At 53.0% G+C, this 24,050-nt stretch carries 11 protein-coding genes; 8 read left to right on the forward strand and 3 right to left on the reverse strand.

The features are described 5' to 3' along the window. Window positions 1–433: 433 nt before the first annotated feature. Window positions 434–2,542: a TonB-dependent receptor gene (locus KP702_RS11200; RefSeq protein ID WP_202208024.1), complete on the reverse strand. Its 2,109-nt coding sequence runs from the start codon at window positions 2,540–2,542 to the stop codon at window positions 434–436. Between the two features lie 835 nt (window positions 2,543–3,377). Between KP702_RS11200 and rsgA the strand changes: the two genes are divergently transcribed. The 8 genes from rsgA (at window position 3,378) to KP702_RS11240 (ending at window position 20,594) form a co-directional block, all read left to right on the forward strand. After that, the gene (rsgA, locus tag KP702_RS11205; protein ID WP_215768956.1) at window positions 3,378–4,409 is read left to right on the forward strand and encodes a ribosome small subunit-dependent GTPase A; all 1,032 of its coding nucleotides are present in this window, start codon (window positions 3,378–3,380) and stop codon (window positions 4,407–4,409) included. Window positions 4,410–4,825: 416 nt separating this feature from the next. Beyond that, on the forward strand, window positions 4,826–7,006 hold the full coding sequence (locus tag KP702_RS11210; RefSeq protein WP_202207972.1) for a Hint domain-containing protein: 2,181 nt from the start codon (window positions 4,826–4,828) through the stop codon (window positions 7,004–7,006). A gap of 117 nt (window positions 7,007–7,123) precedes the next feature. Continuing rightward, entirely contained in the window at window positions 7,124–8,575 is a 1,452-nt protein-coding gene (locus KP702_RS11215; RefSeq protein ID WP_202207971.1) for an AMP-binding protein, read from the forward strand. A gap of 80 nt (window positions 8,576–8,655) precedes the next feature. Further along, on the forward strand, window positions 8,656–14,988 hold the full coding sequence (locus KP702_RS11220) for an SDR family NAD(P)-dependent oxidoreductase (protein WP_373687847.1): 6,333 nt from the start codon (window positions 8,656–8,658) through the stop codon (window positions 14,986–14,988). Then, a complete protein-coding gene (locus KP702_RS11225) occupies window positions 14,985–16,796 on the forward strand; it encodes a fatty acyl-AMP ligase (RefSeq protein ID WP_215768958.1) in 1,812 nt (603 codons plus the stop codon). Before KP702_RS11220 ends, KP702_RS11225 begins: the two co-directional genes overlap by 4 nt. A gap of 2 nt (window positions 16,797–16,798) precedes the next feature. Further along, entirely contained in the window at window positions 16,799–17,983 is a 1,185-nt protein-coding gene (locus KP702_RS11230) for an autotransporter strand-loop-strand O-heptosyltransferase (RefSeq protein ID WP_215768959.1), read from the forward strand. Further along, entirely contained in the window at window positions 17,980–19,314 is a 1,335-nt protein-coding gene (locus tag KP702_RS11235) for an autotransporter strand-loop-strand O-heptosyltransferase (RefSeq protein WP_202207967.1), read from the forward strand. Before KP702_RS11230 ends, KP702_RS11235 begins: the two co-directional genes overlap by 4 nt. Before the next feature lie 101 nt (window positions 19,315–19,415). Continuing rightward, complete coding sequence (locus KP702_RS11240) at window positions 19,416–20,594, forward strand: serine hydrolase (RefSeq protein ID WP_237390010.1); 1,179 nt, start codon at window positions 19,416–19,418, stop codon at window positions 20,592–20,594. Window positions 20,595–20,680: 86 nt separating this feature from the next. Here the strand turns inward: KP702_RS11240 and KP702_RS11245 are convergent, their stop codons facing one another. Together KP702_RS11245 and KP702_RS11250 are read right to left on the reverse strand one after the other, a co-directional pair. After that, window positions 20,681–22,315, reverse strand: coding sequence for a S10 family peptidase (locus KP702_RS11245; RefSeq protein WP_202207966.1), 1,635 nt, complete (start codon window positions 22,313–22,315; stop codon window positions 20,681–20,683). Between the two features lie 232 nt (window positions 22,316–22,547). Continuing rightward, window positions 22,548–23,909 (reverse strand): 8-oxoguanine deaminase, encoded by a 1,362-nt coding sequence (locus tag KP702_RS11250; RefSeq protein ID WP_202207965.1) that lies wholly within the window; start codon window positions 23,907–23,909, stop codon window positions 22,548–22,550. Window positions 23,910–24,050: the final 141 nt, after the last annotated feature.

Here is a 24,050-nt window from a genome sequence, read left to right on the forward strand (position 1 = left end):
CGAAGTGGTCTGATAAGAATTTTTATCTGGGATATTGAGTAGAAAAAGACGGCAGGAGAAGCGGTCTTTGTGTTTTTATCTGTAGGCTGGGAAAATATCGGCCAAATCTATAGTATTACGGGCAGTCAAGGGCGCTCCCGCCAGTCGCTCAGCCATCAATGAAACCGAACAGAAAAGCAGCGCCGAGGCTCTGGGCATTTGTGCATGTCTAGCTGGCGGTCATGGTTCAGAGCACGCGATATGCCTTGAGCAAGAGATAATTATTTTGGACCGCCTACACCGGGAACATCCTCGCTTGGGACAGAGAAGTGGACCAATGATAGTCCACTTCTGATGCGCCAGACCGCCACATGAGATGTCTTTGACTGAGTTCTGTCTGGCTGAGGTATTCAGGGAAACAGAACTCAGTTTAATCAGATACTCCTGGAATACCTTAGAAAGCCGTTGAAACTGTTCCTGTAACTGTAAAGCGAGGCTCAAGAATAAATTGAGCGCCCGAACCCAGGTTTGAAAGGTTGCCGTTCATGAGGCGCACCTGACTTGCGTTTGTTCCAACGCCAACTACTCCGGTTCTTAAAATGGCCCCCGTAAGATTGGTGAAGTTTAGCCGGATGGTCGGTGATTTTGCATGCCACAGAGGCTTGAAATGATAACCTAACGAGAGCGTATTTGTGAAATAGCCAGGCATACGCTGGTCGCCTGCAAGAGTTGTTGATTGTGGGCCGGTGTAATGCAGGGCCCCATTGGCAAAAATGCCTTTGTAAGTGTACGTTAGCCCAAAGTTCGCCATAAAATGTGGAGCCAGGGGAGCCTGTTTGCCCTTGCTCGCGAAGGCTGTGAGATTTCCATAAATATCCGAGGCTGCGATATTCGTATCTGTCGTCGCGCTGAGATATTCGAGCGAAAAATAGGGGCTTAAGCCATAAATTGGTTGTGTTGATACCATCAGGTCCACGCCGCGTGCGGTTTGGTTGCCAGCATTGACGACACCGGTCTGGTTATTTCCGACATAAGTAGACAAAAGTCGGTTCGTGATATTGTAGTTAAAAAGATCAAGATCAACAATAAAATATTTATCGTTATATCGGTACCCTAATTCTTCTTTAATTGAGTACTGATTTTTCGGCAATGTTCCATCAATATTGGTATTAGCTACTGCCGAGGATGAGGGTTGCCGGAAATCACCTTCTGCATTCAGGTAGATCTGGTGATGGTCATTAAAGTGATAGCTGATGGATACGTGAGGAAGTGGCGCAGTCAGGTTTTGTCCGAGCTGTCTCCTGCTTGGATAAACGATGTACCAGACATTGGACATGACATATTTGAAGCCGGCGTTCACCAGAAGGCGGTCGTGAAAGTATTTCGCTGTGTCCTGAAAAAATATCGAATGAACTTCGAAACCCGCTGTATTGCCAGGATAGACACGGTTGCCATTCCGATAGATCTGGTAAGTAGCATCATTGGGGCTGGGATTGGCACCCTCAGCTGTTGTTACGCTGCTTGGAAAGTGCTGGGTATAATCCTGATTTTGATACCAGTAGCCCAGTTCGAAGTGGTTATGCTTATCAATATCGTAACCCAGGATTGCAGTTGCACCTACACTGAATGCCCCATCTTGCAAAAAGAAACTAGTTACTGGAGTTCCCGTGGCAACAGGCACGCCTGATTTGTGGGTGTTCCCGCTCGTCGCGCTTGAAAAGGCTCCGGCGCTTCCGCTCCATCCGCGACCCCAGTTATAGTAGGGGCGAAGGTCAAGGTGTAGACGTCGCGTTATGACAACGTGCATTGGGGCAGTAAGAAAAAGCTGCATCCAATGGTTGATGTTGTTCTTCCAGTAATCGTTATTAACCGGGTCGAACTCAGCTTTGCGCCCATAGCTGTTTCCGGTCCGCTTGAAATTATAAAACTGTGTAGCTGTGCCATATGTATCGACAACAAAGTCTTCAAGGTTCCAGCCCATGAAGGCGCGGGCATATGAGCCATTGGCCCAGTCTTTTCGGACGCCAACGTCTACATGGATCTTCTCGTTGCGGCCGCCCCCAAACCATGATCGAGCATGGGTGTGGGCAAAGGAAACAAATCCCCTGCTGCCTGTGTTACCTATGTCTCCCGACTCAAGGCGGATGAACTGGCGCGCCAGATTGTTTGTGCCATAGGAAAAGTCCATCGTTCCCCCAAATTTGTGTTGGGGATCATGAGTGGCCTGATTCAAAACACCTGCTGCTGCGGACGTCACGGGAAGGTCAATCGGAGATGATCCTGGCAGCATGCTGACGCTGTCAACGTCTTCGGATTCAACGTTTTCTGCCATATAGGCTGCGCTGGCTGCAGGGCCGCCATCAATCATCAGCGCCATATCGGCATCAGTAAGGCTTCGGCTCTGAATGCGACCACCTTGCAGGCCGGAAGTATCAGTAACGGCGATATTAACGCTTGGTAGGTTGCGAACGAGCTCCAGCGCAGTGCTTGTTGGGCTGCGCATATCAATAAATGATTTTGTAATGGTTTGTACTGCATAAGGTGCTGTTTCAACGCGCATCATTCCGCCGCCGCGGCTACGGTGCACGCTGGATACATGAACGGTTTCATCTGTGGTGGAATTGATTTCCGTACGTTTATGCTGCGGTTTGGGGTGCTCAGAAAGTGTGGGAATAGCATGTGAACGTGAGCGCGCTTCACGATGGGGCGCTGATTTTTTCGTCTCCTGCTCCGTGGTCGCAGCCTGAGCTTCCGAAAGAGAGAGAGCGTCAATGATTCCGGCTGGCACACTGGTTCCGAGGCAGGTCATGACGAGGAGGCGCTGATTCAACGCTCGGATTTTACAGGCACGAGAGCGCATCACATGGATTTCCTTTTATGTGGCACCAGGTCGTTTCCTGGAGTGATCTTTTCATGGACCTCGATTGAGTGGCATTGCCGATCAATATCCATAACGAAATCGTAACCTGTTTTATTTTTAAAAATAAAACAGTATTTTGTGTTTCAAGATTTCAAATTATTTTCTTTGGTTACGCATTAAGAAACGAAATAAAAATAATTAGTAACTTGGTTCTCTGTATTTTTTTAAGTTTCAATAATGTTTTATTCTATAATGTGGTGAGTTTCAAAAACTCTGCTTCGTTGAGATGCCAAGCGCAAGTGCCGTCACCGTTCGGACTTCCGACAGGGTGCATGCAGGGTAAATGGTTTTCGGTAGGGAGAGCGCTATTCTCGGAGAGAGGAGTGATGCGCTTCTTATGCATCACGGTTTTATTGCTGATAAGAAGCATGTGAAAACCTCGGGATAGTGCTAATAAAGCGGGAAGAGACCCAAGTGTGAACGAAAGAGAACATCCCTGACTATACTGGCATCTTATGGCTGGAATGCTGAAACGGCGTTGGCCTTCCAGCCTTATTCTGGAAGTGACCTGATCCTCGGTCGTGTCGTGGCGCAGCAGCGTGGCCTTCTTGGGGTTATTACCGAGAGCGGACTGATCCAGGCTGACACAGCAGGGAGGCTCCTGCATACTTCGGATCCATTGGATCGGCCTGCGATTGGAGATTGGGTGGTTTGCCAGCCGAGATTTTATGAGAGACGCGGCACCATTCAAGCTGTTTTGTCGCGCACATCCTGCTTTGTCCGCAAAGAAGTTGGCAAACGCACCCAGTCGCAAGTGATTGCTGCCAATATTGACGTGGCCTTTCTTGTGATGACGACGGGGGCGGACTTCAATCTTTCCCGTCTTGAACGCTATCTGGCGCTGACAAGAGAAAGTGGCGCAAAGCCCGTCATTGTTCTCACAAAAGCTGATTTGTGTGAGGATGTGGAGCTGGTTGCGGCTGAAGTGCAGGCCTGTGCGCCTGAGGTTGATCTCAGGATTGTATCTTCTGTTCAAGGGCAGGGCCTTGAGGAAATTGCTGCGTATCTTGATGGGCAGCGCACCGGTGTCATGGTGGGGAGTTCGGGTGCAGGAAAGTCGACGCTGCTGAATGCTTTGCTGAAAACTGATTATGCCGCCACGGGAGCGGTATCTGAGTATGACGGGCAGGGCAGGCACACAACGACTCATAGGGAGATGGTCAGTCTCCCGTCAGGTGGCCTTCTGATCGACACGCCTGGAATGCGTGAACTGGGGATGGTTAATGCAACGGAAGGCCTCGTTGCTGCGTTCGGAGACTTTGCTGCCGAGATTGAAGAGCTGGCGCAACAGTGCCGTTTCCGCAATTGCCAACATGAAGGCGAGCCAGGCTGTGCAGTTCGAGAGGCATGTGAAGACGGAAGGCTTGATGAGCGCCGCTGGAATAACTGGCTAAAGATGACACGTGAAATTGCAGTTCAGCAGCAGAAAAACCCGGCCGGACGGAGAGCGGAGCGGCGGGAGCAACTCCGTCTTAATCGAGAAGCGCGGAAAGCGAAGCGTCACGACTGACCTGATTGCTGGGAGATCGTAGATGCCGTTCTGATGGCATTCGTGGCACCTCGGGGCATCGATATTCCGATCTTAAAGCCGGATTGAAATCCTTTGCGTTCTAGGAAAGTAAATCAGGACTTGAGGTGTCCAAAATTAGTGTGACCACAAGACTCTGAATTGATGTAGAGCAAAAAGTAATGATTTTTTGGGGGTATTATGGAATATAGAGCTTAGATAACGAGTAGTTTACGACGGAAAACAGCAGAAATTTAGGTTTATCGTTAATTCATAGTTATTGAGTTTTTTTTATATCAACATGGGCATTGATTAAAATTAACAATATCTTCTATGTTCGATTCCGGCGCTGAGCACGGATTAACAATATATAATTCGTTAATAAATGCTTAACGCTTCTAGAGATGGAGGAATTAGGCATGGCTGGCGGAACGAGCTACACTCATAGAAGTGTCTATGTTGGTAATGGAGGAACAATATCAGGTTCCACCTCAACGGATGCTTCTGGAAATGTAACTATAAATGAATCGTATTTTCTAATAAATAATACGCTATCGGGCGCTACGGCTGCTCAATATGGCGCTATTATAGCTCAGTCTGGTGATGTCGGGACGAATTTGTCTGCGACGTCTGCTGGTGCTGTTCTTGCATCTGGCGGTATTATTAGTGGAGTAACTGTTGGAAATTCAGCTGCGGCGCTGGCTTTCAACGGTGGAACAATTAACAATTACAACATAGCCTCCGGCGGCGGGTTGCTGGTCGGAGATCAGTCCCTCAACGCCTCTGCTTCTGCGATCCTGACGTCCAAGGGGCTGACAGATCTGAGTGGAGCTGGCTTCGTCTCGGGCGGCGTCGTTCATACGGGTGCTACCGAAACCCTCACGAGCGGCGGTACGGACAAGGGATCCCTGATCCAGGGGACGCAGTACGTTTCTGCGGGTGGCCTGACGATTAGCGATACCGTCAACAGCGGTGGTGTTCAGAATCTTTATACCGGTGCTGTGACGACCGGGACGGTTGTAGGTTCCGGTGGAACGACGGTAGCCAGCAGTGGCGCGATCGTCAGCGCAACAACCGTTTCGGGTGGTAATGTCCTTCTGAATGCTGCAGCCGTTCTCCGAGGCGCTGTTGTTGCTGCTGGAGGAAAACTGACCGTTTCCAGCGGGGCAGCGGCTTCTAACGTCACTGTATCTTCCGGCGGTACCGAGAGTGTGCTGTCTGGTGGGACGGTTTCGGGCGGAACTGTTCTGCAGGGTGGCAATGAGATTGTTGCCTCTGGCGCAACATCCCTCAATGTTACTGTTTCTTCTGGTGGTTCGCTTACGGTTGCGGCTGGTGCTGTTCTTGCCGGAACGCAGGTGGTTCAGGGCGCTGTCATCGATGTTGATACGCTGTCCTATGTGTCGGGCGGCACAGTCAAACTGGATGGCAATACTCTCACGATTTCCGAAGGTGGCAGCACCTGGCAGACGACGTTTGGTGGAGCATTCAAGAGCACCGATTACTTCGTGCTGGGTCGTGACCCTGTTGATGGCAGCACCATTGCAACTTTCGTCTGCTTCTGTGCAGGTACGCTGATCCGCACAGAGAGCGGGGAGAAGGTTGTCGAAGAGCTCAAAATCGGTGATCGCGTGCTGACGTATGTTGCCGGCCGCGAAGTCGTTCAGCCTGTGACATGGGTTGGTCATCGAACGGCGCAGGTTCGGGCGGATCTGCCGGTTGATCAGGCTGGCTATCCTGTCCGTATTCTCAAGGATGCGATTTCCCCTGGGGTTCCTCATCAGGACCTTGTGGTTACACCCGAGCACTGCCTGTATTTCGAAGGGCGTTTCGTTCCAGCCCGTATGCTCGTCAATGGCCGTAGCGTCTTCTACGATCTGACAATGACGAACTACGAATACTTCCACGTTGAAACGGAAAGCCACTCCATTCTGTGGTCCAATGGTGCGCTCAGCGAAAGCTATCTGGATACAGGAAATCGTCGTGAGTTTGGCCAGCAGGGTGGTATTGTCCGTCTTGTCAGTGGTCCGACCCGCGAATGGAGTGTCGATTCAGCAGCCCCGCTGGCGGTAACGCGTGATCTGGTTGAGCCGATTTATCGCACCCTTGAAGAGCGTGCTGTTGAAATGTCTCTTCCAGACCAGCGCAAGCCTGTCGTTCTGACCGAAGACGCCAATCTTCATCTTGTAACCTCTGCAGGTCATCGGATTAATCCGGCACGTCGCGCAGAAAACGGAGATTTCGTTTTCATGCTTCCTGCCGGTATTGACGAAGTTTACATCGTTTCCCGTGCATCTCGCCCGGCTGATGTCTTCGGTCCGATGGTTGATGATCGTCGTTATCTTGGCGTTTTGGTTGGCAACATCAGTCTCTGGGCGGGCAATGGTCAGAAGAGCCTTACGGCACACGTCACGGAAGACAACCTGTCTGGTTGGAATAACCGTGAAGAAGGCGGCGTCCGCTGGACAAATGGCAATGCCCTTTTGAACCTTCCAGCCCGTCAGGATCTTTCGATCTCTGTGCTGACGATCGAAGTGAAGAATGCAGGCCCATATGTGCTTGATGATGAAAATGACGCTGTAGCCGTCGTTGCATCTTGAAAAACCACTTGGATATTTGAACGAAAAGGAAGTGACGTGCGTTTTCAAGGCGCACGTCACTTCCTTCTTTTTAGTTGCAGGGTTTTCATAGAGTTCCGAGGAATAGGTTGACGCACTATGTTTGAACGTCTGGCCCTGAAATATGCTGCCGGACAGCCGGCCTCACTTGCGATGAGCTGGTTTGAGGGGGAAGCGAGTTTCGGTCAACTTTCCCAGGATGTTAGCCGAGTGGCCTTCGCACTGTTTCAGCTTCGGGATCTTGTCCCGTCTGTTGTGGCTATTCGTTGCGAACATCCGTACAGACACTGGGTTTTCATTCTCGCTCTGTCCCGTCTCGGAATACCCTCGGCATCACTGCCGGGATATGTGGATGCAAATTTCCACCGCTCTGTGAAAATCCTGTCACCGGATATCGTGTTGCTTGATGAGCCCGTTGAAGGGCTCGACCAGCAATCTCTGGTACTGAATGAGGCATGGTTCGAACATGTCTGTCAGACAGGTTCAGACTGTGTAGAAACCATTGCGGTACAGCCTGAAGATGTTGTCCGTTACTCTGTAGCTGGTGGAACGAGCCAGGATGCACGCCGCATCGCCCTGACATCGCGATACGTCGAAACGGCCGTCTACCATCTCCTGTTTCAGGATATCCTGTCTCATAGTCACCGCCCTGAGGGATTGCGTGTCCTACCAACGCTTGGAGCAGAGACTTCAAGTGGATTCCTCATCATTCTGTCGGCTCTTGTGGCTGGAACACGTCTTCAGATGGTAACCGGTTCTGAACTGGGTCTTGTCTTCAGTCAGGATGTCCCGACTGTAGCCGTTGTGTCCCCACGACATGCCGAAGGAATACTCTCTCGGCTTCCGCCCGGTATGAAACCGCTGGACAATCTGTTTCTAACGGTTGCTGGAGGAAAACTGCCTAAAGCCCTCTGTGCATCCATTCGTCAGACGCTCACACCGCATGTGCAGGTCGTGTACGGTGCGGATGAGTGCGGCGTTGTGACCATTGCCTCTACGGATACTCAGTCCACCGATGATGAGGTGGGTCAGCCGCTGCCGTGGGTTGGTCTTGAGATTGTGGATGAGCAGCATCGGCGTGTCCCGACGGGTGTCGTGGGTTGCATTCGTGTCAGCGGAACAGGAGTTGTAGACGGGTACGATCTTGATCCAGCTGCTACTGCCGAACAATTCAGGGAAGGCTGGTTTTATCCGGGCGATAGCGGGTTTCTGGATGCAGACGGAACGTTGCATCTTAGAGGGCGTGCAGATGATCTGATAAGCTTTGGCGGTGACAAGTTTGACCTGGATAGACTGGATACGCGTCTTCTTGAGTGTCCCGGCGTGAAAGACGGTGCGATGTTTGTCGTACCTGATGCTCAAGGGCTGCCTGCTCCCTGGGTCGCTCTTGTGACCGCAGAAGATTTCAATCTCGAAGTTCTTTCAAAGTGGATGAGGAATGTTTTCCCTAATCTGCCAGATGTGACTGCCGTCTGGATCGATGCTCTTCCACGAACGGAGAGCGGGCAACCGGATAGGCTGGCGTTACAGAAGGCGGTCAAACCGTCCTGAATAACAAGATTTTATAAGTTACGTTCTACACAGAATAGAAGACGAAAAGCGGGTTTTAAATGGTCGATTACGGAAATGAAGTGGCAGTCGTTGGGATCGGATGTCGCCTTCCGGGAGGAATTGAAACAACCCAGGCTCTCTGGCGCTTTCTGTGTGAACAAGGTGATGCCACATCCGACGTTCCCGCCGATCGGTGGGGTATCAAGCGCTTTTACGATCCTGAATACGAAACCCCAAACAAGACTTACATGCGGCGCGGTTCCTTCATTGACCAGAAGATTGATGAAATGGATCCGCTGTTCTTCGGTATTTCGCCGCGTGAAGCCGCCCTCATGGACCCTCAACAAAGGCTTCTTCTGGAAGTCGTGTGGGAGGCAATGGAAAATGCTGGCATTCTTCCTTCCACCTTGGCTGGCACTCGGGCTGGTGTCTTTATTGGCACGTTCTCTCTGGACTGGCTGGTGGCCTGCGGTTCCCCCCTCAATCGGAACCTGATTACGGATCATTTCGCCGCAACTGCGGCGTCAGCCACCATGCTGGCTGCGCGAATTTCTCATAATCTTGGTCTTCAGGGGCCATGCATGTCTATTGATACGGCATGCTCATCATCATTGGTGGCCATTCATCAGGCCCGTACCAGTTTGTTGAATGGTGAGAGTGATGTTGTCGTAGCGGGTGGCGTCAACATGATGCTTGCTCCACCGGCCTCAATCACAATGTCCAAAGGGCACTTTCTGGCTGCGGACGGGCGCTGCAAAAGCTTCTCTGCGGATGCAGACGGCTACGGGCGCGGTGAGGGGGCTGGCATTGTCCTGCTCAAACGGCTTGCCGATGCAAAGCGGGATGGAGACGTTATCCACGGTGTCATCGTGGGAACGGGTGTTAATCAGGATGGTCGTACGCTGTCATTGACGATGCCCAGTGAAGATGCTCAGCGCGCGCTCATTGAGGAAGTCGCCCAGAAGGCGCATGTCGATCTTGCCGCGATTGGATATGTAGAAGCCCATGGTACCGGAACGCCTGTTGGCGATCCTATCGAAGCCCGTGCTTTGGGAACGGCGATCGGTCATAAGCGAGCCCCGGAAAGCCCCCTGATTATCGGGTCTATTAAAGCCAATCTGGGGCATCTGGAAGCTGCAGCGGGTGTTACCGGCCTTATCAAGGCACTCCTTTGCCTGAAGCATGGCTCTATTCCACCGCAGACGAACCTAACACAGGTTAATCCCACGATTCCGTTTGCGGACCTTCATCTGCAAGTCGCTCAGAATACCATGACCCCGCTGACGGCTGAGGCAGGGACAGTGTATGCGGGTGTCAACTCGTTTGGATATGGCGGAACAAACGCGGTTGCCCTGCTCAGGTCGCTGACAGTAGAGGATCAGCCGATCCACCATATGGCAGAAGTGGTCAGGCTGCCGTCCGGGCGCTTCCTGCTGCCCGTGAATGCGCTTGTAGACGCCTCGTTGAAAAATCTGGCGCGCTCCTATGCAGATCTTCTGGCGTCTTCTTCTGCTCCATCTGTCGCCGATGTCTGTTTCTCTGCTGCAACCTACAGGACGCGTTTGCCGATGCAGGCCGTCGTGTCTGGCCAAGATCGTGAAGAGCTGATTGCAGGCTTGAAAGCTTTGTCGGAGGGGCGGTCTTCCTCTGCTGTTACACTGGGCCGACGTCGAAACGGTGAGATGCAGCAACCTGTTTTTGTCTTTTCTGGCATGGGCTCCCAGTGGAAGGGGATGGGGCAGCATATCCTCAGGCAGACGCCCGAATCCATTTCCCGCACTATCCAGCAGATTGATAGCCTGTTTTCCGAACTGGCCGGCTGGTCCATTCTGGATGAAATCCTGAAACCTGCGGAACATTCCCGCATTGATGAAACAGTTGTCGCCCAGCCTGCCATTTTCATGGTTCAGGTTGTTCTTGCAGAGCTGTTCCGTTTTCATGGCGTGACACCGGCGGCTATCGTTGGGCATAGCGTGGGCGAGGTGGCTGCGAGTTACATCGCGGGTGCTTTGTCGCTGGAAGACGCTGTAACCGTGATCTTCCATCGAAGCCAGCAACAGGCTCGACTGGCGGGGCGTGGCACGATGTTGGCTGTCGGTATTTCCGGCAAAGAGGCAGCCGAAAAATTACTTCCTGGTTATGAAGACCGGGTGTCAGTCGCGGCTCTCAATAGTGCGAAGTCTTCCACACTTGCGGGTGAAGAAAATGCGCTCAGGGAGCTCGCTACGCGCTGTGATCAGGATGGAACATTCAATCGTCTTCTTAGGGTTGAGGTGCCGTATCACAGCATCCTGATGGAAGAGATCCGGCAGGATCTTCTCAGTCCGCTTGGCATGCTCTCTCCTCAAAACCCAAGCATTCCGCTCTATTCAACAGTAACAGGCACGCGCTGGGCTGAAGATGCTCTGCATGATGCGGAATACTGGTATGGCAATGCGCGCAAGCCCGTCCTGTTCCATGATGCCATTCAGAGCTTGATGGCTGATGGACATCGGGTGTTTCTCGAGATTGGGGCACACCCTGTTCTGGGCGGTTTGTTAAGGGAAACAGCGCAGCAGATTGACGGAGAAGTCTCTGTTATTGCCAGCCTGAGTCGGAAAGATCCGGAAGACACAGCCATAGCGCGCAGTATCGCCAAACTCTATATGGCGGCCGTGCCGTTGGATTGGTCTCTTCTGACGGGAGGCCATCGCACGGACCTTCCTCATTATGCTTGGTCTCGAAGCCGGTTCTGGTCTGAGACTGAAATGTCGCGCAGGGATCGACTGGACGGAACCGTTCACCCGGTTCTCGGTATTCCAGTCAGTGCGTCGCGCCCGGGTTGGCTTGCCGATATTAATCGCAACTACATGCCGTGGCTGCCGGATCATAAAGTTGACGGGATCTGCCTGTTTCCTGCTGCGGGCTACATTGAGGGCGGATTGGCTTTACACCGGCAGATCGAGCGCTCTGATGCTGCCATTCTTGAAGACTTGGAGATCGGACAGGCGCTCCTTCTGGATAGTCTGACGCCACCGGTTGTCGAGTGGGCATTTGACGAAGAAACGTGCGTTCTGACGGTATCATCGTCTCACGGGGAGGATGGCGAAGAAGAGTGGATTCAGCACGCGAAGCTACGGGTTCTGGCGAATGAACCATGGGCAGCAGACCCGGTGGCTCCTGAAAGTCTTCAGGACAATCTGCAACACGATATCCCTCCAGAGACGTTCTATGCGCGGCTTGCAGAACACGGCTTTTCATACGGCCCCGCTTTCCAAACGATCAAAGAGCTGAAGGCTGGCGAGGGTATTGCCTATGCACGCCTTGAATTGGCCGAGGCACAAAGCATCGCAGAGTATTTTCTTCATCCGGCACTGCTTGATGGTGCTTTCCAGGCATTGATCGGTGCTGGATACAGTGCTGCGGAAGAGAGAGTTTTTGTTCCGACGGGTGCGCGCCAGGTCGTCTATCGCGGCGGACAGCATAAAGTCCTTCTGGCTCATGCGGATCTGACACGCCGTTCCGAAACCGGCATTGAGGGCGATATCCGACTCTTTACGGAACAGGGTGAGCCTGTTGCTGAAATTCTCGGCTTCAAGGCGCGGGCTATCCGGAAACTGACCGCCACAAATATGGGTTCGGACAATGTCCGCCGTTTCTATCGTCCCGCCTGGGTTCAGACGGAATTGCTCCCGCATTTCGCGGAGCCTTTAACCGCACTGGCTCTGGGATGTGATAGCTCTTTATTGGAGCAATTCAGCCAAATCTCTGCTGCTCAGGGGGTCATGGTCGACACCCTGAAAATTGACGATCTGGATCAGACGGAATTGGCAGGCGCATTGTCTCAAACGACTGATGCAATCCTCTATCTGTGCTCATCCAACGAAGGAGAAACCGGACAACAGGGCATCGCAGAAATTTTGCGTCTTGTTCAGGCAGTCAAGATTTCGGAAGACAGCGAAACTGCGCCAAGATGTCTGATCGTAACGCGGGGAGCGGTATCTGTAGAAGCTCTTCAGAGCGATGATCTGGATACGGGGCAGGCAGCCATTCGGGGTTTTGCACGAGGGATCGCATCAGAGCGACCAGATCTTGCGCTTCGGATCGTCGATATCGGACGCACTGTTGATGAGGCTGTCTTGCAGCAGCTATGCGCAGAGATCGTTCAGCAGGATTCAGAAGACGATATTGTTCTGCGTGCTGGCACACGGTCTGTGGGGCGGTTAACACCTTCGGAAACCAAGCCAGACCCCGTTCCAACACTTTATCATACGAACGAAACGTTTGACGGGAAGCTTGTTGGAGTACGTCTTGTCAGCGCATCAAATGGTTCGCTGGACCGATTGCATCATGAGCGGTTTGTCTCGGAACCGCTGCAGCGTGGCCAAGTGCTATTTCGGACGCTCGCTGCAGCGCTGAATTTCAAGGATGTCCTGAAAGCAACGGGCCTGATTCCGCAAAGTGTTGTGGATGATACGTTCCATGGCGAAAGCCTTGGCATGGAAGCGTCTGCTGAAGTGCTCGCTGTCGGCGAGGGCGTAACGGACTTCATGCCGGGGGAACGTTATCTCGTCTCATGGCCAGGGTGTTTTGCGTCTCATTTCACTGCCGACGCTGAAAGCATTTTTGCGCTTCCCATTGAAGGGCTTGGGTCTCCACTTGAAGCCGCCACGCTGCCCGTCGCTTTCATCACGGCGTATTATGGTCTGTGCCGTCTGGCTCATCTTGAAAAAGGTGAAACAGTCCTGATCCATTCCGGGACTGGTGGCGTGGGTCTGGCGGCGATCCAGCTGGCAAAACGGGTCGGAGCACGGATTTTTTCGACTGCGGGTACTCCGGAGAAACGGCAGTACCTCAAGGATCTTGGATGTGAAGGCGTTTGGGACTCCCGGTCGCTTGAGTTTGCGGAAGGGATCAGAGATGTCACGCAGGGGCGGGGTGTCGATGTTGTACTCAACTCATTGCCCGGAGAAGGGCAGACACACAGTCTGTCCATCGTTGCCCCCTATGGACGTTTTGTAGAAATCGGGAAGAAAGACATCATCGAGAAGCGTGGGCTACCGCTAGCGCCTTTCAACGAAAACCTATCGTTCTTCTCGCTCGATCTGGATCGCATGATGCTGGAGCGGCCTGCGTTGATGCGTTCCCTCCTGTCAGACGTTGCAGAACTGTCCAAAATGGGCGCAGTGCAGCCTCTCCCTCTGGAGAGTTTTCCTGCGCAGGATGCTTCAGGAGCCTTCCGTCTGCTGGCTTCTGCAAAACATACGGGTAAGGTCGTTATCGATTACTCCAATCTGGATAATCTCAAAGCCTCACCATTGCCGCGGACACAGCCTCAGGTAGGGGATGGCAAGACTTACCTTGTTACAGGAGGCCTGAGTGGCTTTGGCTGGGCAACGGCTGAATGGTTGATTGAGCAGGGGGCCCGGAGTCTCGTCCTGCTAGGCCGCAGAACACCAGAGGAAACCGGGATCAGCGAGCAACTGTTGGTTCATCGTGCGGCGGGTGTGCAGGTTCATACTATCCAGGTTGATGTCTCTCATGAAGAAGCCATGAAAGATGTCTTCGATGAGTTGGCCTTCACTAGCAATCTTCCGCCGATCAAAGGCATTTTCCATTGCGCTGGCATGCTGGACGACGCCCTGATCTACAATCTGGACGAGGAGCGGATTAGTCGGGTTCTCGAGGCAAAAGCCAAGGGAGCAATCATCCTTGACCGTTTGGTCAGTGGCATGAGCCTTGACTATTTCGTGCTGTTTTCTTCCGTGACTACGCTTCTGGGAAATATTGGGCAGAGCGCTTATATCGCAGCCAATGCCGTTCTGGGCGCAATAGCGGCTAATCGCTGGAAAGATGGAGAGGCTGCTCTGGCAGTAGACTGGGGGGCTATTGCGGATGTTGGCATGCTGAGCCGGAACGAGACGGCAGCCCGCGCTCTGGAAGCGGCTGGTCTGAAGGGTATGTCGGCCCGGGACGCACTGGGACACATGCGGGAAATGCTGGCGCTAGAGCTACCCGAGGTTGCTTGTGTTGAGATTGACTGGAAAAAGTGGGCACAGATCGTTCCTGGGGCAAATGCGTTAGCGCGCGTTTCACTGGTACGCCTTGCCGATGCCAGTAACAGGGCGACCAGTGAGCGTCTAGCCACGCTCTCGGCGTTGCCGGAGGATGAGCGCCTTCCTTATGTTGTGGAGCAGGTCAAAGTTCTAATCGCCCAGACCCTGCATCTGGAGCCGACAAGCATTGACGACCGTGCACGTCTTTCTGAACTTGGGATCGACTCTCTGGCCGGCGTTGAACTTCAAACGGCCTTGCGGGTAGAATTTGGTGTTGAAGTTTCCATCCTTGTTCTCGCACGTGATGAAAGTATCCGGAAAATGTCCCAGTTTCTTTTGAACAGGGTCAAGATCGGCCAGACGGCACAACTGCCATGATACAGCCCTTCGCCACAGTCCTTGCCGCTGATGGCAAGGAAATGCTGGACTGGCAGCGGAGTACGATCGTTGATGCGCTGTTCTTTCATGCGTCAAGAACGCCGGACCTCAAAGTCTATACTCTGCTCGGAGACGGTGAGAATGAGACGGATGCTGTAACAGCGTCTCAACTTGCCGCACAGGCAACGGCGTTGGCTACATGGCTGCGACGCATGCTTTCGCCGGGCTCCCGTGTATTGCTCCTGTATGAGAGCAGTCTTGATTACATTCGTGGGCTTCTCGGGTGTTTGTGCGCAGGACTGGTGCCTGTCTCAGGAGTGTACCCAAAGGCTTTTGGAGCACGGGACCGGTTTATCGCATTGAGGGACGATGCCGAGGCTGCGGCCGTTATCGGAAACCGCAGTATTCTCACAGAATTTCAGAAGGTTTGCCCTGATAAAATCGATGGTCCACGATTTCTGTGGATACCGACAGACAAGATCCGCCCGTCTGCAAAGCCCGAGAGTGTGGCACATCCTTCACCGGAGGACGTCGCGCTTATTCAGTACACGTCTGGCTCGACCCGTACGCCGCGGGGTGTTCTGCTCACGCACCGCAATATTGCACATAATCTCTTCCGTCAGGCAGAGGCTTTTGGGTATCGGCAGGGCGATTGCGGCGTTAACTGGCTCCCTCTCTCTCATGACATGGGATTGATTGGGGGCGCCCTCATGACACTGGCAACGGGAGGGCGCTGTATTCTGTTGCCGCCAGAAGCTGTTGCTGAAAAGCCGATACGGTGGTTGCAGGCTATTAGTCATTATAGGGCAACGCTTTCCGGCGGCCCGAATTTCGCGTACGGAATGTGCGTGAGGTCTATCGCCCCCGAAGAGGTTGCATCGCTGGATCTGTCCTGCTGGGAAGTGGCGTTTAACGGGGCAGAATATATCCGCGCCGAGACGATGCAGTCGTTCACAGAACGTTTTGCGTCATCCGGGTTTGATGAACGTGCGTTCTTTGCATGTTATGGCCTCGCGGAAGCCACCTTGCTGGTCACAGCCAGCGAGCGCGGGCAGGGCGTATCATTTCGGGAGTTTTCGCGCGATGGTTTGGCGCACGGTCATGCGATGCCGCCGCACAATAATCTCGGTAGACGCCTCTTGGCAGGCTGCGGGAGGCCGCCCTCAGATATTATCGTACGAATTGCCGATGCGGACACTGAAGCGGTCCTGCCGGATGGGGCCGTCGGGGAGATCCGTATTCATAGTCCCGGGGTCGCAACCGGATATGTGAACCGCCCTGTAGAAAACAGCCAGGTTTTTCAGGGGCGTGTTGCGGGCGAAGAGGGAACCTTCCTGAGAACCGGAGACCGAGGTTTCCTGTTGGACGGAATACTTTACGTCACTGGGCGGCAGGATAATCGTATCAGGCTAGGCGACAGTGTTCTGGATCCAGAAGATATCATCGCTTGCCTGGGAGAGTTCGAAGCCGATATTCGGTTATTCTCAACTGCGGTATTTGAGGAAAGCACTGAGGATGGAACGACGCTTGTTCTAGTGACGGAACTGCCCTCAGGATCCGCCGGCGATCTGACGCAATTGGGGAAAGCTATTGGCGAGAAAATCTGTGCACATTTTCCAGCCTCTCGATGCCGTATTGTTTTCCTGCGTGCCAGTGCGATCCTGAAAACACCGAGTGGCAAAATCCGCGTAGGGGAAACAAAGAAAGAGCTTCTTCAGGGTAATATTCCGATCCTTGGCGAATATACCTACAGTCCTCTTGGATCTGGCCGGGTGCGTATTCTGAAAATCGCAGAGGGAAAAATGTGAGCATGCGCAGTCCTTCAGTGCCGCCAGTTCAACAAGCCCCCATTGTGCCAGCACTGGAAGGGCCAGGAGGTATCCGCTTCGATTTCAATGATGGCTGCCGCGTTTTTCTTCCAGCGGGGAACTGGCATGTTGTTCTGAAGGACCTGGATACGCATACGATCCTGTTTTCAGAGGATGTATCTCAAGGGATCGTGCAGAGCTCAAAGCGATATTACCTCCGCTTTCAGATCGAGATTACGAAAGACGGTGAACCTTTCTTTACGTATGAAATGAATCTGAAAGACCAGCCTGTTCTTGTTCGAATGCGGGAAGGAGGCATTGGGGATCACTTGGCCTGGTTTGGGCAGGTAGCTGACTTCGCCCGCAAACACGAGTGTCGCCTGACATGTATCGTGCGCCCGGATATCGCAAATCTGCTCATCCCGGTTTATCCCCATATTCGCCTTGTATCGACCGAAGAAGAGGCGGGATCAGACTATTACGCCTCTTATAAAGTTCTCATTTTTTACAACGACGTTGCCCGGAACCATAGTCCGGTCGATTATCGCGAAGCAGGTCTGGAAACTAATGCGGCGCTCATCCTGGGCCTTTCGCGGACATCACGTCGGCCCGATGTTGCGATTATGGAGGGAGGGAGACCTCTTGAAGAGCGATATGTCTGCATTGCTACCCAGGCAACATCCCAGAACAAATACTGGAACAATCCTTTCGGCTGGCTGGAAACGATCCGCTTCTTAAAAAAGCGAGGGTATAGGGTCATCTGTATCGACAGAAACCGGGTGAACGGGGTCGGAACAATCTGGAACCATATCCCGTATGGGGCGGAAGATTTCACAGGCGCGCTGCCTCTGGCCGAACGTGCCCGATGGTTGCGACATGCGGAGTTTTTTATTGGTCTTTCCAGTGGTTTGAGCTGGTTGGCATGGGCTGTCGGTACGCCTATCGTGCTGATCAGCGGCTTTACGAGGCCAGATAATGAGTTCGAAACACCCTACCGCGTGATTAACTGGAACGCCTGCAACAGTTGCTCCAATGATATCCGCTGTCAGCTCAATCCAGCCGATTATCTCTGGTGCCCACGACAGAGCGGTACAGACAAGCAGTTTGAATGCACCAGACTGATTTCTTCGCAACAGGTGATCGACACAATCATGCAAATTCCCGACCTTGAGGGAGTGTCAGAATGACCGTTGCCAAAGTGAATGACATTTTCCAGTCGATTATGCTTGCTGGCAGTTCGAGTGCGTCTGTTTCAGCGCCGGTCGCCGAGGACCCATCTAGCGAGACCGATAAAGCCCCGAGAGAAGTGGGGGCAGTAGCCTCGGCGTCATCAACCGAGACGACGACATTTCCCAGTCCTTCAAATGTGGCGACACAGGAGGGGCCTGCAGGCATTCGATATGACTTCAATCAAGGTATCCGTGTTGCGGTTCCAGAAGGGAGATGGCGTATTCGGCTTACCGATCTTGATACTGACATGGTTATTTTTGATGGTGAGGGAAGTGCCTCTACTTTTGAAAGTCGGAAAAAGCATTATCTGAACGCAAGGATTGAAGTCTTTAAGGCGGGCATGCTCGTTTTTTCGCATGACTACGATGCTAAGGGTAAAAAGATAGCCATTCTTATGGCCGGCAATACAATCGGCGATACGGCTGGTTGGGTGCCATATGCTGTGCGTTTTGCACGAGATCATGCATGCGAACTCACAGTGATGGTATCCGCGCAGATGAAAGAGCTGCTGTCTGCGTCATACCCATATATCAGATTTATTGAAAAGCAGGAATTCAGCGCGTTAAAAGACGAGTTTTACGCCACATATTACATCGGTTTATTCTTCGGGGATGAAGATAATATCTGGCAGCCTTCTGATTTCAGGCTCGTGGGATTACACAGAACAGCAGGCTATATTCTCGGGGTTTCTCCCAAGGAAGAACCTCTGCATCTGGATATTTCTGAAGAAAGACCGATTGAAGAACCCTATGTTGTCATAGCCAGTCAGGCCAGTGCACAGTGCAAATACTGGAATAACCCGACAGGTTGGTATGATGTCGTGGAGTTTCTCAAGAGATCAGGTTACCGCGTTATCTGCATCGATCGTGAAATAAAGTATGGTCAAGGTCTTCACTGGAACCAGATTCCTCATAATGCGGAAGATGAGACGGGGGCACGGCCCCTTCAGGAACGCCTCCAATGGCTGAAGCACGCAGAGTTTTTTGTCGGCCTTTCGAGCGGCTTATCCTGGCTTGCCTGGGCGGCTGACACGCCCGTCGTGATGATTTCCGGATTTACACATCCGATAAATGAGTTTCAGACACCATATCGGGTCTTTAATACTAATGCCTGCAACAGTTGCTGGCACGATATTCGCCATCCGTTCATCCACAGTGATTTTCTCTTTTGTCCGCGCCATGCAGGCACCAGTCGTCAGTTTGAATGCACGCGGAATATTACCTCTGGGCAGGTTATCAGCGCCATTAAGGCGGCGATGGGTAACAGGAGAGCGGACAGACAGACCTAATTTGAACTTGCTTTTAAAACTGCCCTGCTTGCGCTCTGCCTGAAGCACGCTACTGTTCAGGTTCTTACGTATCCGGAAGAACCTGAAAGCAGGAGACCAGATTGCAGTATCCATTGAGCAAAGAGCGCAGCAGTCGGCGTCAGTTTCTGATAGGAAGTGCAGCGCTGTCTTGTAGCGCTCTGGTGGGGTGTGCCTCCTCCGGTGAAGGCAAGTTCTATAAAGTGGATGCCTTGGCTCGACAGGCCGTGAAAGACAGAGAGACACCAGGCGTTGTTCTTGCTGTTGGTCATAGTGGCGAGGTTGCACATCGTTATGTGTATGGAAACCGTGCTCTGGTTCCTACTCGTGAGCCCATGACTTGGGACACGCGGTTCGATATGGCGTCGCTGACCAAGCCGACAATGACGGCTCTGGCTGTCATGCAGTTGGTGGAACATGGAAAAATCAATATTGACGATCCGGTGGTGCGTTATCTTCCAGAGTTCGCCGCAAACGGGAAATCGGCAGTTACCCTGCGGCTTCTGCTGACCCATTATTCGGGCCTTCCCCCGGATGTGCCGCTTGATAGTCCATGGAGCGGAAAAGCAGAGGCTGTCCGCCTTGCCATGACATCGCCGCTTGCCAATCCGCCGGGGGCAAAGTTCGTCTATAGCGACGTCAATTACATTACGCTGGGTCTGATCGTGGAAAAGGTTACAGGTCAGCCCCTGAACCAGTATGTCGCTGACAATATTCTGGCGCCTTTGGGGATGTCTCACTCCGGTTACCTGCCCGATGCTGCATTACAGCCAGATATTGCGCCTACGCAGTATGATGACCAACATCACATGCTGCGCGGTGTCGTGCATGATCCGACCGCCCGCCGCATGGGGGGCGTCGCAGGGCATGCGGGGCTTTTCTCCAATGCACAGGACATGTGCCTGTATGCACAGGCGTTACTGGATCGTCTTGCCGGTCGTCCCAGCGCGTTTCCGCTTCAAAGAAGTACATTGGAGTTGATGACAACCCCACAACAGCCCGCTGGGAAAACTGACCTGCGAGGACTGGGCTGGGATATCGCCACGCACTATTCCTCCCCAAGAGGGGATCTGCTTTCGGCGAGATCATTCGGCCATACCGGCTTTACGGGGACGTCGCTCTGGATTGACCCTGAGAATGACAGTTATGTGCTTATTCTGACCAATCGGGTTCATCCGTCCGGGGGCCACAGTGTCGTGAAACTCCGGCATGATATTGCCACGGACGCTGCTCGTGCACTGGGCGTAGCAGCACACGCCTGATCATGTTCTGAATGGCGGACCTGTCAAAGCTCAAAAGTTGACAGGTCCGCCATGCAGTATGGGTTAATCGTCAAGACGGAATGGTGTTAGCCATGCGTCTTGTTGATGAAGTTGACAACATTATCGTGCAGTTCAGTCAGAGCCGGTGCATGGGCATAGACCATGTGACCGGACTCATACTGATGAATTTCGATGTTTGAGGCCAGCTTGTGAGGGATCGGGAGATGCTGCATCTCGTAGATCCCTTCGAAGAAGGGCGTCCCCAGATCGTAGTATCCCTGATTGAGCATAATCTTCAGGCTCGGGTTCTGCTTCATGGCACTTGCAAGGTCCGGCAGGACATTTGGCGCGCCCTTGGCTGGCCGACCGGCGCCTGGCTGCTTATGCACAAAGGCCCATTTGCCAATTGAATGGGCGCTGACCTTGTATTCCTCATAGCCGTCATTGAAAGCCGGGTTTGTGCCGTAATGCAGTGTATTGCGCGCATAATCGTTGAAGGCGGACACATAGGCTGACTGCATCGCGGCAAACTGGGGGTCATAGTCAGGGGTCTGCGCCAATGGATCAATGGCTGGCCCGGAGAAGCGACTGTCCAGACGGCCTGTATCCATTCCGTCATCGCCAAGCAGGGTTTTGGCAAATTCGCCACCACTGACGCGAAGGTCAGCTTTCTTCAGGTAGTCGACGGGAAGCCCCGTATATTGGTGCAGCTTCTGGGCCGTTTGTTCCAGCTTTTCGTCTGAGATGGCGGTGCCGTCCTGAAGGGCGCTGGTATAGTCCGTCAGCGCAAAATTTTCGACTTCGCTCAGGAAGCTTTTCAGGTCTTTGGGTTGTGCTGGCAATTTGTGGTGATACCAGGCCGTGGCAGCGAAGCTAGGCAGGGCAAGAACATAGGGCTGATCAACACTGGGGTTTGATTTCACGTTGTCGATCGAATTGTCGTAATCCAGAATCTGCGACAACAGCATAACGCCATTCAGATCGATGCCTTTTTCAGAGGCAAGCTGGTTGGCGACGATTGCTGAGCGCGTCGTGCCGTAGCTTTCTCCGAACAGGTATTTGGGAGAGTTATATCGCCCGAAACGGGTCAGAAATTGAGCAATAAAGTCCGTGAAGGCTGCGGCGTCCGGGTCTGTACCGTAGAACGCTTTTTCCTTGTCTTTGCCGACAAGGCGCCCAAAGCCAGTACCTGGCGCATCAATGAAGACAAGATCCGTGGCATCCAGCGGACTGTCATTATTATCAATCAGTTTGTACGGGGCCGCTGCGGTGTGGCTGTCATCTGCGGTGACGATACGATGTGGGCCAAAAGCGCCCATATGCATCCAGACACTCGAAGAACCGGGACCACCATTATAAACAAACGTAATCGGGCGGTTCTCTGGATGCGCGCCCTTCTTGAAATAGGCCACATAAAAAATGGACGCGACGGCGTCCGGGCTTTTCTTTTCAGCTTTTGGATCGCTGGGGCCGGTATCGGAATCATCCCACCCTTGGGCATGGACAATCAGCGTGCCGGTGACGGCCTGATAAGGAATGTGCTGACCACGAATGGTTACAGCTCCATCTGATACAACCTTCTGGGGGGTTGTCAGAAACTGTGATGCCGTTTCAGCCTGTTTGACGTTGTCTGAGACCGGGGCCTCCGCGTGAGCTGTGAGACAGGTGGCTGCCAGCAGGCTAACAGCAAGAAAAGAACGGGTCAGGATGCCTGAACGCATGGGTAACTCCTTACAGATTGAAATGATTTTGTAAGGAATACGGAACCGTTACAAGTTCAGGATCTGGTGAGGAAAATTCGGCACCTCTGAACTGTCACGTTCTGTCTGACGAAACAGGGGCATACCGCACTCTTTTCGTTAAAAATAATATTTTCGCAATCTTCAGAACGATCGTTTTCCGTTAGCTGAATGATGATCCAGACGGATGTCCAGATCATCGTTCAGCTCTGTTTCAGGCCTCGGGCGTCAAACGCTGGATGCGCATGGCTTCCTTGCGATGAGCCCCAAGGATATCCCCCAGGTTTTTCAGCACAGGTTGCCCGTTCTCAACCAGAATTTTGCCGTTGACGATGGTGGTTCCGGCAGTCGCCGGGGCGCAGCGAAGCCATGCCTCTACGGGGTCGGTCAGAGCCCCTGCAAGGGAAATGTCCGACATCTGCCAGATAACCAGATCCGCACATGCCCCGGGACGTAGATGTCCGATCTCATCGTCCCAGCCTAGGCAGGCAGCTCCACCGCGTGTGGCCATATCCAGAGCGTCTCGGGCCGTCATGGAGTGTGGGCCATTGCGGAAGCGGCCCAGAAGGAGCGCCATGCGGGTCTCTAGCCAGAGCGATGCATGGTCTGTCGAAGCTGAACCGTCACAACCGAGCCCGACACGCATCCCACGACGCCGCATATCCATGGCATCCGCAGAGCCGCCTCCAATCATCATGTTGGAGCAGGGACATTGCGCTGTGCAGACGCCAGCATGCGCCAGACGATCGATTTCGTCAGAGGAGGGGTAAATATAGTGTGCCACCCAGGAGCGCGGGCTGGCCCAACCTACACGTTCGAAATATTCTGTTGGTGTGCAGCCATAGACTTCCGCACAATAGCGGTCCTCATCGTGATCTTCTGCCAGATGGGTGTGTAACCGGAGGTCATATCTGTCTGCCATCGCGGCAGATTCTGTCATGATCCGTTCGGAGACACTGAAAAGAGAGCAGGGCGCCAGAGCGACCCGACCCATCGCGCCTGGAGAGGCATCATGATAGGTTTTTACCAGCCTTTCACTGTCTGCCAGAATGGTCTCTTCGTCTTGCACAACAGATGCGGGTGGAAGTCCTCCATCCTCCACGGATCGCGTCATTGAGCCGCGAGTGGCATGGAAACGAAAGCCTATATCCTTGGCCGCACGAAACTGGGCGTCGATCAGAAAGGGCTTGGGATGGACATACATGTGATCCATAGATGTCGTGCAGCCCCCCATCAGGAGCTCAATCATGGCAACCGCTGTTGAGAGATAAACAGACTCTTCGTCCAGTCCGGCCCAGAGCGGATACAGTCCCTGAAGCCACTCGAACAACGTCCCATTGGTTACGGGAGCATAGGAGCGTGTGAGATTCTGATACATGTGATGGTGGGCATTGATCAGGCCCGGAGTTACCAGCTTTCCATTGGCCGATATGATTTTTTCTGCTTGTGGAGCAGCTTCTCCGGAGTGGCCTGTGGAATGAACGCGCCCGTCTTTAATGGCGATCCATCCATTTGGGATTTCCCAATTCCGATCAATGTACAGAGAAGCATTTGTGATGAGGAGGTTGACCGTCATTGCGGCATCTTTTCCCAATAACCATCAGCAAGCCATGATTACTCATGGCTTTCGCAGAAGGCCCTGTTCCGGAGATGCGAAGTCCGGATCGTCATCAAACTTGCTTTGAGCGGGCGAGGAAGGCTTATCGTAGCATCAGGT

It is taken from the genome of Gluconobacter sp. P5B12 (assembly GCF_018812035.1).
In the GTDB taxonomy this organism is placed as follows: Bacteria; Pseudomonadota; Alphaproteobacteria; order Acetobacterales; family Acetobacteraceae; genus Gluconobacter.

Bases quoted from the DNA above. Each gene is read 5' to 3' on its own strand.
- KP702_RS11235 (WP_202207967.1), top strand. From the start codon at position 17,980: ATGACCGTTGCCAAAGTGAATGACATTTTCCAGTCGATTATGCTTGCT.
- KP702_RS11250 (WP_202207965.1), bottom strand. From the start codon at position 23,909: ATGACGGTCAACCTCCTCATCACAAATGCTTCTCTGTACATTGATCGG.
- KP702_RS11200 (WP_202208024.1), bottom strand. From the start codon at position 2,542: ATGATGCGCGTTGAAACAGCACCTTATGCAGTACAAACCATTACAAAA.
- KP702_RS11215 (WP_202207971.1), top strand. From the start codon at position 7,124: ATGTTTGAACGTCTGGCCCTGAAATATGCTGCCGGACAGCCGGCCTCA.
- KP702_RS11230 (WP_215768959.1), top strand. From the start codon at position 16,799: ATGCGCAGTCCTTCAGTGCCGCCAGTTCAACAAGCCCCCATTGTGCCA.
- KP702_RS11225 (WP_215768958.1), top strand. From the start codon at position 14,985: ATGATACAGCCCTTCGCCACAGTCCTTGCCGCTGATGGCAAGGAAATG.
- KP702_RS11210 (WP_202207972.1), top strand. From the start codon at position 4,826: ATGGCTGGCGGAACGAGCTACACTCATAGAAGTGTCTATGTTGGTAAT.
- KP702_RS11245 (WP_202207966.1), bottom strand. From the start codon at position 22,315: ATGCGTTCAGGCATCCTGACCCGTTCTTTTCTTGCTGTTAGCCTGCTG.